Below are 13,567 nucleotides of genomic sequence, written 5' to 3'. Positions count from 1 at the left end.
AAAATTAATTCATTGAATGGCATCCAGCATTTCTGGAACCAATCCGTTTTCTGTCGAAGCGATGACTTCTGCCGCGATTTTCATGCCAAGCTTTAATGCCTCTTCTGCTGGTTTTTCTTTTGTCAATTCAGATAAGACAGCAGAGAAGAAGGAATCGCCTGCTCCCGTTGAGTCGACGACTTTTACTTTTTTCGTTCCAACATGACCTGACGTCGCCGTACGACGATCGACGTAGACCGCCCCTAGTTCACTCATCGTCACGACCGTGAATGGAGCACCTTTTTTCGCTAGCTCATTTGCTACATGAATCGCATCTTCTACCGTCACGATTGACAGATCAGACAAAATTTCTGCTTCTTCGCGACTGCAAATGAATCCAGTGAAGCCTTGTAACAGATGACGATTCCGTTCAATGACGCTCAAGTGACCACAAACACCAAACAATGGCAACTCCATTTTGCGACATAGATGAATCAAACGTTCCAAGACTGTAACAGACAAATCAAGATCGATGGCAACGGCATCGACTCCATCGAGCGCATAGATTGATTGACGTAAAATCGCCTCTTCGAGCAACTTCGCATCCGGTTGTTTCGAGATTGAGGTTTGCAAGTCACCTTCGTTATCCATGACCGCTAGCCACATACCCATTCCATGATCTTCTAACATTTCGACATGATCCACATTCGCACCGTAAGATTTCAGCTCATCGAGCACTCCCACGCCAATCTGATCATTCGTAACCGTCGAGATAAAGCGAACTTCATTCCCGAGGACGGCTAAGTTTTGTGCTACGTTGCGTCCTGTTCCTCCATTCGAAAACGTGATGTCTCCTACGTTTTTCGCATCCTTGTGCAAAGGAGCGAACGAAGTTCCTTTTATGTCGACGAATACTTTTCCGATTACCGCGATTTTATTCATTCCAGTTCCACCTCTAACCATATTTCCTGATTCCCGATCCTTGAATTGATCTTTCAGGCACATTGCTTCAATTATAGTAAAATTTTAAATCAGTGACAACCGAAGCACTTTTTTTCTAACTGTTCGCTATCTTCTCATAAAAAAACAGCAAGCGAATCGCCTGCTGCTTTGTTTGAATTTAGATGTTCGCAATCACGAGACTGATTGCGAGTAATAATCCGAAAATCGTATTTACTTTACCAGTCTGCGCCATACCAGGCATCAGTTGTTCTGGTGGCAAGTCCTCCCAGAAGAGACGGACCGTTTTAATCATGAGCGGAATACTTAACAACGCAAGTAAGGCAAACCAAGAGACTTCGAATGCCAGTACAGCAATGATGAGTGACAGGACAGCTGCCGCAAAAAATCCGATCAAAACGTACACGGCACGGCGATGCCCTACAAGACAGGCAATCGTTTTTCGTCCGTTGACCTTGTCATTATCCAAGTCCCGAATGTTATTTGCAAGCAGGATTGAACCGATCAAGATGGCAACAGGTATCGAAATCGCAATGGCTTCCGTTGGTACATAACCAATTTGCAAGTAGGCGGAGATCGCAATGATGATATATCCCATGAAAAAGCCAGCAACCACTTCCCCAAACGGTGTATACGCGATCGGTAGTGGTCCTCCGGTGTAAATATATCCGACGAACATCGAGATGAGTCCTACGACAAGCAACCACCACGAAGTCTCGATGCATAGATACACACCGAGTAGTGCGGAAATGCCATACAACGTAAGTGCAAATGCAAGAATCGTACCTGGCTTGAATCCATCACGTACGATTGATCCACCGATTCCGACCGATTCCTCTGTATCTAAACCACGTTTGTAATCGTAGTATTCATTGAACAGATTCGTTGCGATTTGAATCAACATCGATGCGATTAACATCGCTACGAACAAATCCAAGCGTATTGATTCCACACGTGGTGCGACAACTGCCGTACCGACGACGACCGGAACAAAACTTGCTGTCAGTGTATGCGGTCGTGTCATTCGCCAATAGACAGCGATTGATTTATTCATATAATAACCCCTTTCCTGTCTAAGTGTAGCGGGTTTCGTTTTTTGATGTCAATGTTCAATCCAAGATAGCTTATTCCTTCTTTTTTGTCCGCAAAAAGTTTACACTTAGAATAAGTGAAACATATCACAGTATCTACAGACTAGGGGGCAATGAGCGGTATGGCTTACGCTCAACAAGAGCTAAAACAGTGTATCGAACAGGCCGTCAGTCAGGCGAATGCCTCACAACGACCTATACTTGCTTCGTATTCATGGGAAATCGAAGCAACTGACATGCGTTCTCTCGAACAGGGTATCGAGGAACGATTTTATTTCGCGACACCTGATCGCTCGATGCGGGCCATTGGGTTTGGCATCGTACAACAACTTCAGGCTTCAGGAACGGATCGTTTTTTACGAATTCAATCGCAATGGACAAATGTGAATCGCGACCATGTCGGTCATGATTTGTTTGCGTTCAGCGGATTCTCTTTCACTGAACTTAACCAACCGGATTATCGCTGGTCTTCCTTTGGAGACGCTTCGATGACGATTCCGAAGTTTTTATTCTTAGAGCAAGATGGTAAGACACGCGTGACGATCTTTGCCCGTGTTGAACCGATGGATCAAGTCGATTCAATCTTAAATCAGCTCGCACTTGATTTCGCCAAAGTTAATCAACCGCAAACACCGACTTCGACAGGCGTCACGCGTTTACGTCTATCTCGGGATGGAAATGAAGCCTTTGAAGCCTCGTTTCAACAAGCGATGCATTACTTGGAGACAACACTTGAAAAAATCGTTTTGGCGCGGGAAGTCGTCTACGAACTGGACCGCCCACTTGATGTAGCCGCCGTCGTTGCTGAACTCGAAGATACGCAGCCTGGTAGCTATGTCTTCTGCTTCCAGCCGAATCCGGAAGAGGCCTTTATCGGAGCCACACCGGAACGACTCGTCCAAAAACGTGGACGTCGCCTTGAGACAGCAGCCGTCGCCGGTTCTGCACCGCGCCACGCGACGGATGAGATGGATGAGGCACTCGGTCAATCGTTATTACAAGATCAAAAGAACCGAATGGAGCACGGGATTGTCGCTGATTCGATCGAACGGACGTTATCTGCTTTTTCAGAGCAACTGGATTGTCCGGATACCCCGATTCTCTTAAAAAATCGTCATATCCAACATCTCTATACACCGATCACAGCGCGTTTAAAAGCAGATGTCACGTTATTCCAACTGATTGAGAAACTTCATCCGACACCTGCACTTGGTGGCGAGCCAAAGCAATTAGCGGTCGATGCGATCCAAGAGATTGAAACGTTCGAACGGGGTTGGTACGGTTCACCCGTCGGTTGGATGAACGGACAGGATGATGGGGAATTCATTGTTGCCATTCGCTCTGGATTATTTACGGAACGGGCTGTCATTCTTTATGCCGGTTGCGGTCTTGTTGAAGGTTCTCATTTCGACAGCGAGCTAGCAGAGACGGAAACTAAACTATCACCGATGTTACAAGCTCTTTCACACATTGGTTCGATTGAAAAGGATGATATTTATGTTGACTAAGTGGATGCACACGTTAATTGATACGCTCGTCGCGTCCGGTGTCCGGGACTTCGTCATCAGTCCCGGTTCCCGCTCGACACCACTTGCTATTGCAGCTTTTCTGCATCCGTCTAGCCGTACCCACGTCCTTGTTGACGAACGGTCGGCTAGTTTTTTTGCTTTAGGTTTAACACGGACGGAAGAGCGTGTTCGTCCCGTTGCGCTAATTTGTACAAGCGGTACCGCCGCGACGAACTATTATTCAGCAGTAACTGAAGCTAATATTTTTGAACTTCCATTGATCGTTTTGACCGCCGATCGACCTCATGAATTACGTAATGTCGGGGCACCTCAAGCCATCGATCAGGTCGGACTATACGGCAAGCAGGTTCGTCATGCATTTGATCTTCCCTTAGCAGAAGAAGCGAGTCTTCCTTACGTCGCTCATGTCGCACAACGTGCAACCCTGCTCTCCCTGACGGAACCGGCGGGACCAGTTCAAATCAACGTTCCGTTACGTGAACCACTCGTGCCTGAACTCGATCTTTTACGAACAGGTCGTCCTGTCGGCGTTTTACCTGAACCGACATCGGGAGTAAATAACGCCTTAGCGATCGTGCTTCAGAAAGAGCGCCTTCTTTTTGTACTTGGACCACAACTTGCTGCCGCGGACAGTCAGATTGTCATCTCGTATGCAAAACAAGCAGGGATTCCGGTCTTAGCAGATCCACTCAGTCAAGGACGGCAATCGCATGATGATCACGTCTTTGCCTACTACGATACATGGCTAAAACATCCGGCTACCGCTCAGCACGTCCGACCGGATCGAATCGTTCGTTTTGGCGCCATGCCGACGTCAAAACCTTATCTGCTTTGGTCTCGGGATATTCCGACGACAGTCGTTGGTCATCCAGGGAATTGGCGCGATCCCCAACTTCATTCGGATTTCGTGATTGGTCACGCGCGACAACTCGAACATCATGAGCCCGTTCCACATGACCCTACGTACCTCAATCTGTTACAACAGGCAGAGCGACGCGTCACCGATGCCTTTACGACGATCGATCAAGAGGAGATGACGGAGTATAACGTCGTCCGCGCGTTAACGACGTTACAAGAAGGAAGCCTATTCGTTTCGAACAGTATGCCGATCCGAGATATTGATACGTTCTTGCCTACAGGAACACCCCTTCGTCTACTCGCGAACCGTGGAGCAAATGGGATTGACGGCATCCTCTCGAGTGCTCTCGGGGCAACGTTTGATGCCAAACACCGCTATTTACTCGTTGGTGACCTGGCATTCATTCATGATATCAACGGGCTGATGACAGCGCGCACGCTTCCGTTAACGATCATTCTCGTCAACAATGCGGGTGGCGGCATCTTTAGCTTCTTACCGCAACAGCAACTCGAGCAAGCGGTGTTCGAGCCACTATTCGGTACACCGCAGCATCTCGACTTCGCCTCCCTCGCCTCCGGCTACGGTGTGACCTATCAGGCGATTGATTCGATTGCTGCGTTACGTCAAGCACTTGCGGAAGAGACGAATGTCACTCGGATACTTGAAGTCAAGACAACACGAATCGAAAACGTACAGATGCATCGTTCGATTTGGGACGTGACGAATCAAGCGTTAGCCGAGGTATTCCGATGATTTTACGCGGTCATCCCTATCATGTGAAAATCGAGGGAGCTGGTCCACCGCTCTTATTACTCCACGGTTTTACAGGCTCTCTCTCGACGTGGGACATGCTAAGTGAGCATTTATCGACTCACTTCACCGTCTATCGCCTCGATTTGATGGGACATGGAGAAACGATACCAGCGTCTAATCAACGAATGCGTTTGACACAACAAGTCAAGGATCTTGAGGCGCTGCTCGCTACACGATCCGAGCCATGGATTGTCCTCGGTTATTCGATGGGCGGACGAATCGCCTTAATGTTGAGTGTCGTCTCTGAGCAAATCGCTCGAACAATCGCTGTTAGTACAACACCAGGTATCAAGACGGCAGTGGAGCGAAAAGTACGTCGTGCATCCGATCGTATGTTAGCGGAGCGACTTGAAAAGGATGGACTCGAAGCTTTCATTGATCATTGGGAGACACTTGGATTATTTAAACCTCAAGCGCTTCTCAAAGAACAACAACGCACGCGACTCCGTCAGGAGCGTATGTCTCAAACGGTTGAAGGTCTGAGTGCTTCGCTTCGAGCACAAGGTACAGGAAGCATGCCCTCTCTTTGGTCATGCCTTCCGAAAGAGATTGATTGGATCGTCGGGGAAGAGGATGAAAAATTCCGCGCCATCGCCTTACGAGCGGCATCACCTGAAAAAATTCACGTGATTTTGCATGCTTCGCATGCCCCACATATCGACCAACCGCAAAAGTTTGTTACAATGGTAAAGAATCTACTTATTCATCACTAACATATTGGGGGAATTCAAATGAAATACGCTCCGGAATGGGTATCAGCCCGTAGCTATGAAGACATCAAATATGAACAATGGAACGGGATCGCAAAAATCACGATCAACCGTCCAGAAGTTCGCAATGCGTTCCGACCACACACGGTCCATGAACTCATCGACGCATTTTCACGTGCACGTGACGATCAAAACGTCGGCGTCATTATCTTAACAGGTGAAGGCGATCTCGCATTCTGCTCTGGTGGAGACCAAAAGGTACGCGGACATGGTGGATATGTCGGCGACGATGAAATCCCACGTTTAAACGTCCTTGATCTTCAACGTTTGATTCGTGTCATCCCGAAACCAGTCATCGCTATGGTCGCAGGTTATGCGATTGGTGGCGGACACGTCCTTCACCTCGTGTGTGACTTGACGATCGCTGCAGACAACGCCCGCTTCGGACAAACAGGTCCAAAAGTCGGTTCATTCGATGCTGGATATGGCTCTGGTTACCTCGCGCGCGTCGTTGGACACAAGAAAGCGCGTGAAATCTGGTACCTCTGCCGTCAATATGACGCACAGCAAGCACTTGATATGGGACTCGTCAACACGGTCGTTCCACTCGCGGATCTCGAGCAAGAAACGATTCAATGGTGTGCTGAAATTCTTCAACATTCACCAACGGCTCTTCGTTTCCTCAAAGCGGCATTCAACGCCGATTCAGATGGTCTCGCAGGGATTCAGCAACTCGCAGGAGATGCAACATTACTGTACTACACGACTGACGAAGCAAAAGAAGGACGCGATGCGTTCAAAGAAAAACGCAATCCTGACTTCGGACAGTTTCCGCGTTTCCCATAATGAAAAAAAGGTTCAATCGTCTTACGACATTGAACCTTTTTCGTATATTCATCAAAAAGGAAGTGACTATTTTGTATCCTTGGATCTATACACGGGCAAAAGAGCAACCGGATGACATTGCGCTCATTACGGAAACGGAGCGTTGGACGTGGTCTGAACTATATGCACGCGCGCATCGTTTGGCGAGTACGTGGGCGACGATCGTGACACGCGGAGACCGGATTGCTCTTTACGGTCCATCCAGTGCACAGTATATCGTCGCTCTTCACGCTGCTCAATTGCTTGAATTAACCGTCGTACCGATCAACACTCGACTAACGCAAACGGAAGTGCTACGCCAATTCAAACAGGCAGATGTGCGGCTCGTCGTAACAGACCGGATACTCGATACAGCGATTCCGTGTCGAGCTTTCTCTTATGAAAAAGAAGCGCCCGATCTGTTAATACGCCATATGCCTAAACAATACGTCCAATCAATGCTCTTTACGAGTGGTACGACCGGACATCCGAAAGCTGTGGAACAAACGATGTTGAATCATTTCTCGAGTGCGACGAATGCCGCTCGTCATATCGGATCACTGCCAGAGGATCGTTTTTTGATTGTCACACCACTGTTTCATATGAGTGGGTTAGCCGTCGTCTATCGAGCGGTCATCTATGGAGTACCGATCATTCTCGAGCCACATTTTTCACCAGAACGCGCCTTACACTGGATTACGACGGAAAAAATTACACATGTCTCACTCGTCTCAGTCATGCTTGATCGGTTGCTCGACGCCGGACTACGTCGTCACGCGCTTCGCGTCGTACTGACAGGGGGTGGTCCTGTTCCATTACCGATTCTGACGCGTGCACTCGACCGCAATATTCCTGTCATGCAGACATATGGGATGACGGAAACAGCTTCTCAAATCGCGACTCTTCTGCCTGAGGATGCCTTACGAAAAATCGGATCAGCTGGACAAGCCATTTATCCGACGCAAATCCGCATCACGCGCCACCAAGAAATCGAAGTCAAAGGACCGACAATCATGAAAGGCTATTTTCATGATGAAGAGAAAACGGCAGACGCCTTTACAGCAGACGGTTTTTTCAAGACTGGTGACTTAGGACGTCTGGACGCCGATGGATACCTATATGTCCTCGATCGTCGAAGTGATCTCATCATCTCAGGTGGGGAAAATATTTACCCAGCTGAGGTCGAATCAGCACTTCTCTCGATCGATGGGATTCAAGAAGCAGGTGTCGTCGGACGATTCGATGCTAAATGGGGACAAGTTCCGGTTGCCTTCATCGTTAGTTCACTCGATGAAGCCATCATCCGAACGGAAATCAGTCAATTGCTCGCCAAATATAAATGTCCGGTTGATTACATCTATCATAGCGTTTTGCCACGCAATGCGAACGGTAAACTATTGCGGAAACAACTGAAGGAGTCGTTATGAGCATCACCCTCCGGTCTGCCGAATTGTTCGATGTACCGCTCGTCTTTCGTCGTCCGATGCAAACAGCACTCTCGACGTTAACGATACGCAGGACGACGATTTTGCGCCTGACCGATTCGGAAGGACGAATGGGTTACGGGGAAGGAGTCGCGTTTGATACACCGTGGTATACGTCCGAAACACAACATTCTCTGCAAGGAATCGCTTCACTGCTGTACCAGTTACTTGACCAACCGCTCCATCATCCAGCAGATGTCACGCACCGCTTCCGCATCGTGCAAGGCAATCCGATGGCAAAAGCGATGTTTGAAGGAGCGATTTATGAATTATTCGCAGCAGCTGCCGGACAAGCGCTCGCTACGTATCTCGGAGGTGATGAATCATCCCTCGTACCTTGCGGGAAAGCACTCGGACGGGCTTCTGCAGCGCAGACCGTCGAAGCCGTCGGACAAGCGCTCGCCTCCGGATATGGACGGATCAAGCTGAAGCTCGCTCCGACGGATACCGTCGTTCTTGAGCAAGTACGTGCCGCTTTCCCTGATGCGCCCTTGATGTTTGACGCTAACGGCAGCTTCACAGAAGCAGACTTTCCTTTATTACAGCATTGGGATTCATTCGGTCTCGTTATGATGGAACAACCGCTCGTAGCGTCGGATTGGTCCGGACTTCAACGTCTCGCTAAACTCTTGCAGACACCGATTTGTCTAGATGAATCCATCGTCGCTCCAGCGGATGCCGATTTGATGAAGACGCTTCACGCTGGTCAGATTCTGAATATCAAGCCGGCACGTGTCGGTGGGCTGACGAACGCTTTGTCCCTTCGAACAAAAGCGCCTTACTGGCTCGGAGGGATGTTTGAGAGTGGCATCGGACGTCGTCAGACCCTTGCTTTCGCGACACTTCCAGGGCTCGCTTATCCGATCGATATGGCAAGTACTGCGGATTATTTTGAAGAAGATTTGCTCGAGACCCCGTATCATGTCGAACACGGACACATTCGCTATTTTGCTCCAGCCGTATCCGAGTCCCAATTAAACAAATTGGCAACCTCCCGGATCTCTTTGTAACAAGAACACCACGACGAAAAAGAGGCAATGGATTGACTTCCATTGCCTCTTTTTGTGTTTTATTATGCGAACTTTTTTAGAACGATTCTTTGCCTTCGACTTTCGTCAAAATCTCATACCCGTCCTTTAAGACGACGACAGTGTGCTCAAACTGTGAGACAAGGCTCCGATTTGGTGTGTATAACGTCCAGCCATCCCGCTCATCTTCGATACAGAACTCGTCTCCTGTTGAAATGAACGTCTCGACAGCAATGACTTGCCCTTCCTTCAGCAGATCGTTTTCTTCACGATTGAAGTAGTTCGAGATGGATTCCGGCTCACCATGAAGTGTCTTCCCGAGACCATGCCCCGCTAAGTTACGGATGACGGTGAAACCACTCTTACGCGTTTCAGCATAGATCGCTTTTCCGATCTGATTGACCTTCGTTCCGGCTTTGACCTTCTCGAGTCCTTTTTCAAGCGCCGTCAATGATACTTCAACGAGTCGGACATCTTCCGGACGTTTTGCTTCTCCTGCGATGACTGTTTTCCCCGTATCCGAATAGTAGCCATTCTTCACAGCTGAGACATCGACATTAACAATATCGCCTTCTTGAATGACATATTTACCGGGAATACCGTGTGCTGCGATATCGTTGACACTGATACATGTCGCTCCCGGAAAATCATACATGACGATCGGGGCAGATTCTGCTCCCTGCTCCTTCAGAATACGTGCTCCGATGTCATCAAGTTCCTTTGTCGTGATTCCTGGTTTGACGGCATCCGCCATCTCGTCGCGCGCCATCGCGACGATGCGTCCAATTTCTCGTAATGCTTCATAATCATAATCTAACACTTTCATTTCCTCCTCATTCACTCAATCGTTCTTGATATAGATAATCTGCGGAGATATCCGCAAATAAGAACATGCCATTGCTGAGCGGCATACTAAACGTCCGCGTTTGTTCACTCGAGCTGAAGTCGACGTACCGTTCCGACAGATATCCGCTATGCCGTCTCTCCATTGCTACCGTCGTCCGGATAAAGTAAGGACGAAAACTCCAGTTGTATCCCTTGTAGAAGGAATACAGTTTCCACTCGCCACTCTTTTTACTGACATTCGAAGACTGTTGGAAGCCATTCGCGTCCGTGATGTAAAACCGGATGAATTCCGGCTCCATCTTCCGGGCGAGCATTAGCAGCCATTGATCGAGATCTTGCTCCGACTTCAAGGACTGACAATACTCATTAAATCGGACTGTCCAGTCTTGCTCCAGTTGGAACAGGCGATTCATCTGTTCCCGATCATATTTATAGAACATCGGGACTTCATGGATCAAGACCTCCATTCCAGGACAAGTCATGACCCATTCCGGCGCAGCCTCTCCTAAAAGATTCCCCATGTAATAGCGTCCACCATGCTGCCACGCATATCGAAGTTGACCAAGATGACTGATGTTTTTATACAAAAGTGGCGCTCCAAGCTGATCACAAAGGTGCTCCATCGTCTGTAAGAGATGCGGATACGATGCTGAGACGGTCTTTTTCTCAATCATTGAAGATAGATCGACGATCAACATATCCGGCGACATCGAAAAGACGCGTTCGAGACTCGTTGCTTCCGCGCGATCCAGCGCTACCTTCAGTCCAGAATTCTGATAGTACGCGACGATCCGGCCCAGACGATCAAAATCATCGACTTGAACATCCGTCAAAGTAACATACATCCGTTCTTTTGGAAACGACGAGTCGACCGTACGTAAAACATGCAAGAAATCTTCCCCACCGTTCTCAAACAACCAAGCCGGACGACAACGGATCAGGATGAACGCTTGTGTATCGGAGGGTACTTTTTGGAATGCTTGACGGACGACATGTCCCATGACTTCGAGCTGATACTCGATCGGAACATCATCTTCCTGAAAAAATGGTTTTAACGGTTCTCCACGAAAATGGGACTGGATTTCATACCCTTCCACCTTAAAAGGGGCAGCGCCTACGATCGGTTGAAACCACGCCTCTATCTCTTCGGGATGAACGATGACATCTAATGCGTCCATTCTATTCCCCCCTTGTACTCTTGTTCTATCTTAACAAAAAAGGAGCCTCTCTGTAACGAGAGAGCCCCCTGTTTTACGATAACGTCGTATCTTTCCGCATTGCGATATACAAATACACACCGAATGTCGCCGTCAAGTAGATGATACTCAGGACACCGTATTGAATCCCAACAGCTCCGCCCTTACCAATGGCCAGCACAAGAAAGATGATGCCACCAAATAATAAGGTCGCTAACGGAATATAACGAAAATGTCCTTTTGTCGTCCGCTCACAAATCTTTTTCGTCGCGACGATCAGTGCAACGAGACAGACGGATGCTGCTACATAAATGGTATACACGAATGATTCAGCCCTCTCCCTATCGTTCATGGCTCATTTTATCATGACCGCTTAGATAAATCATAAAAAAGAACCGACTTGTCTGTGACAAATCGGTTCGAATCGTTTACTTTTCAAAGCGTGGTTTGCGTCCACCACGGTTACGATCGCTTTCGCTACGGTTGCTACGTCCAGCATAACCGCCTTCACGACGATCTGATGAAGAAGATGAACGACCACCTTCACGACGATCGCCACCACGCGGGTTGTTTCCACGGTATCCGCCACTGCGGTTGCCGCTTCCACTTCCACCTTTGTTTCCGTAAGGACGACGGTTTCCACCACCGTTGCTACCGAAACGTTTCACGCGGATTGGTTCGATTGAAGAGATTTGGACTGGTGTTGCATCCGGCTCTTTCGTCAATCCTTTAAGTGCTGCTGAAAGAAGTTCCACTGCTTCGTACTCTTCTAAGAGTTCTTGTGCAAGTGTCGTATATTCTTTTGAGTCTTTTGCTTCAACACGTTTAATGAGTTCTTGTGCAGCAAGCTTCAAGTTGCCTTCTAAGATTTCATCAAGTGTTGGTGCATGACGACGTGACATTTTTTTGTTCGTGACACGTTCGATTGTTTTAATTTGACCGAATTCACGTGGTGTAACAAATGTGACAGCCGATCCTGTTTTACCAGCACGACCTGTACGACCGATCCGGTGAACGTAGCTTTCTGGATCTTGTGGGACGTCGAAGTTGTAGACGTGTGTGACACCAGAGATGTCAAGACCACGTGCTGCAACGTCTGTCGCTACGAGGATATCGATCGTTCCTTTTTTGAAACGACGGATGACTTGGTCACGTTTTGCTTGTGTTAAGTCACCATGTAAACCGTCAGCTGTGTATCCGCGTTGGATCAAGCCTTCTGTCATCTCGTCAACACGTTTTTTCGTACGACCGAAGATGATTGAAAGTTCTGGAGAATCCGTGTCGATCAAACGGCAAAGAACGTCGAATTTTTGGCTTTCTTTCAATTCGATGAATGACTGGTCGATGTTTTCAACTGTCATTTCTTTTGCTTTGACTTTGATGTGCGTCGGAGTCGTCATGAAACGATCTGCGATTTTACGAATTTGTGGTGGCATCGTTGCTGAGAACAAGAGTGTTTGACGTGTTTCAGGAAGTGCACCGAGGATTTTCTCGATATCTTCGACGAATCCCATGTTCAACATCTCATCTGCCTCGTCAAGGATGACCGTTTGAACGTGATCGAGGTTCAACGTCTTACGGTTCATGTGGTCCATCAAACGTCCTGGTGTCGCAACGACGATTTGTGGATTTTTGCGAAGTGCACGGATTTGACGATCGATTTGCTGACCGCCGTAAACAGGAAGTGCATGAACGCGTTTTACTTCACCGATCCGGTTCAATTCTTCAGCTACTTGGATTGCAAGCTCACGTGTCGGAGCAAGGATCAACGCTTGGATGTTGCGTGATTTTGCGTCAAGACGCTCGATTGTTGGGATACCGAATGCTGCAGTTTTACCAGTACCTGTTTGTGCTTGACCAATTAAGTCAACGCCGCTGAGTCCGACTGGAATTGTTTCTGCTTGGATTGGTGTTGCTTCTTCAAAGCCCATTTTTAGGACACCTTTGATAAGTGCCTCACTAAGATTTAATTCACGAAATGTTGTCAATGCTAAATACTCTCCTTTGTCATATGAAAAGCGTCTGCCACTAAACAGACGCTACCGTAACGAATACAATCGACTACCTATTATAACAGAATCTATCCCATAAAGATAGAGTGGTTTCTCTCATAATAATGTTTAGGGAAGTCACCATCATAATCGTTGCCATAAGGGCGAGGGAAAGGCGAAGTGCCCGGACCGTGCGATGAACGTCATCGCGTGCCCC

12 protein-coding genes are annotated in these 13,567 nt (G+C 48.0%); 6 read left to right on the top strand and 6 right to left on the bottom strand.

Annotated elements, in window-relative coordinates; translation table 11 throughout:
* Positions 1-9: 9 nt before the first annotated feature.
* Together ACN9MT_RS03300 and ACN9MT_RS03295 are read right to left on the bottom strand one after the other, a co-directional pair.
* Complete coding sequence (locus ACN9MT_RS03300) at positions 10-921, bottom strand: PfkB family carbohydrate kinase (protein WP_035412684.1); 912 nt, start codon at positions 919-921, stop codon at positions 10-12.
* Positions 922-1,099: 178 nt separating this feature from the next.
* Positions 1,100-1,993: a 1,4-dihydroxy-2-naphthoate polyprenyltransferase gene (locus ACN9MT_RS03295; RefSeq protein WP_056063630.1), complete on the bottom strand. Its 894-nt coding sequence runs from the start codon at positions 1,991-1,993 to the stop codon at positions 1,100-1,102.
* A 159-nt stretch (positions 1,994-2,152) separates the two neighbouring features.
* On the opposite strand from ACN9MT_RS03295, the gene ACN9MT_RS03290 reads away from it, so the two are divergent.
* From ACN9MT_RS03290 to menC, 6 genes are all read left to right on the top strand, one after another.
* Positions 2,153-3,538, top strand: a complete 1,386-nt coding sequence (locus ACN9MT_RS03290) for an isochorismate synthase (RefSeq protein WP_035412678.1) — start codon at positions 2,153-2,155, stop codon at positions 3,536-3,538.
* Positions 3,528-5,171 (top strand): 2-succinyl-5-enolpyruvyl-6-hydroxy-3-cyclohexene-1-carboxylic-acid synthase, encoded by a 1,644-nt coding sequence (gene menD, locus ACN9MT_RS03285; RefSeq protein WP_426272766.1) that lies wholly within the window; start codon positions 3,528-3,530, stop codon positions 5,169-5,171. The genes ACN9MT_RS03290 and menD overlap by 11 nt, the downstream gene beginning before the upstream one ends.
* Positions 5,168-5,944: a 2-succinyl-6-hydroxy-2,4-cyclohexadiene-1-carboxylate synthase gene (menH, locus tag ACN9MT_RS03280; RefSeq protein ID WP_035412672.1), complete on the top strand. Its 777-nt coding sequence runs from the start codon at positions 5,168-5,170 to the stop codon at positions 5,942-5,944. Before menD ends, menH begins: the two co-directional genes overlap by 4 nt.
* An 18-nt stretch (positions 5,945-5,962) precedes the next feature.
* Entirely contained in the window at positions 5,963-6,787 is an 825-nt protein-coding gene (gene menB / locus ACN9MT_RS03275) for a 1,4-dihydroxy-2-naphthoyl-CoA synthase (RefSeq protein WP_023469886.1), read from the top strand.
* Positions 6,788-6,849: 62 nt separating this feature from the next.
* The gene (gene menE / locus ACN9MT_RS03270) at positions 6,850-8,232 is read left to right on the top strand and encodes an o-succinylbenzoate--CoA ligase (protein ID WP_290753918.1); all 1,383 of its coding nucleotides are present in this window, start codon (positions 6,850-6,852) and stop codon (positions 8,230-8,232) included.
* Entirely contained in the window at positions 8,229-9,299 is a 1,071-nt protein-coding gene (gene menC, locus ACN9MT_RS03265) for an o-succinylbenzoate synthase (protein WP_426272765.1), read from the top strand. Before menE ends, menC begins: the two co-directional genes overlap by 4 nt.
* A gap of 76 nt (positions 9,300-9,375) precedes the next feature.
* On the opposite strand, the gene map is transcribed toward menC, so the two are convergent.
* From map to ACN9MT_RS03245, 4 genes are all read right to left on the bottom strand, one after another.
* On the bottom strand, positions 9,376-10,137 hold the full coding sequence (gene map / locus ACN9MT_RS03260; protein ID WP_023467279.1) for a type I methionyl aminopeptidase: 762 nt from the start codon (positions 10,135-10,137) through the stop codon (positions 9,376-9,378).
* A 13-nt stretch (positions 10,138-10,150) separates the two neighbouring features.
* Positions 10,151-11,341, bottom strand: a complete 1,191-nt coding sequence (locus ACN9MT_RS03255) for an EAL-associated domain-containing protein (protein ID WP_056063615.1) — start codon at positions 11,339-11,341, stop codon at positions 10,151-10,153.
* Between the two features lie 73 nt (positions 11,342-11,414).
* A complete protein-coding gene (locus ACN9MT_RS03250) occupies positions 11,415-11,681 on the bottom strand; it encodes a hypothetical protein (RefSeq protein ID WP_035412663.1) in 267 nt (88 codons plus the stop codon).
* Positions 11,682-11,787: 106 nt separating this feature from the next.
* On the bottom strand, positions 11,788-13,347 hold the full coding sequence (locus ACN9MT_RS03245) for a DEAD/DEAH box helicase (RefSeq protein WP_035412660.1): 1,560 nt from the start codon (positions 13,345-13,347) through the stop codon (positions 11,788-11,790).
* Positions 13,348-13,567 lie beyond the last annotated feature (220 nt).

This window comes from Exiguobacterium sp. R-17 (assembly GCF_049913315.1).
Lineage (GTDB): Bacteria > Bacillota > Bacilli > Exiguobacteriales > Exiguobacteriaceae > Exiguobacterium_A.
The sequence above is the reverse complement of the archived record's forward strand: the minus strand, read 5'-3'. Positions and strand labels throughout refer to the sequence as shown.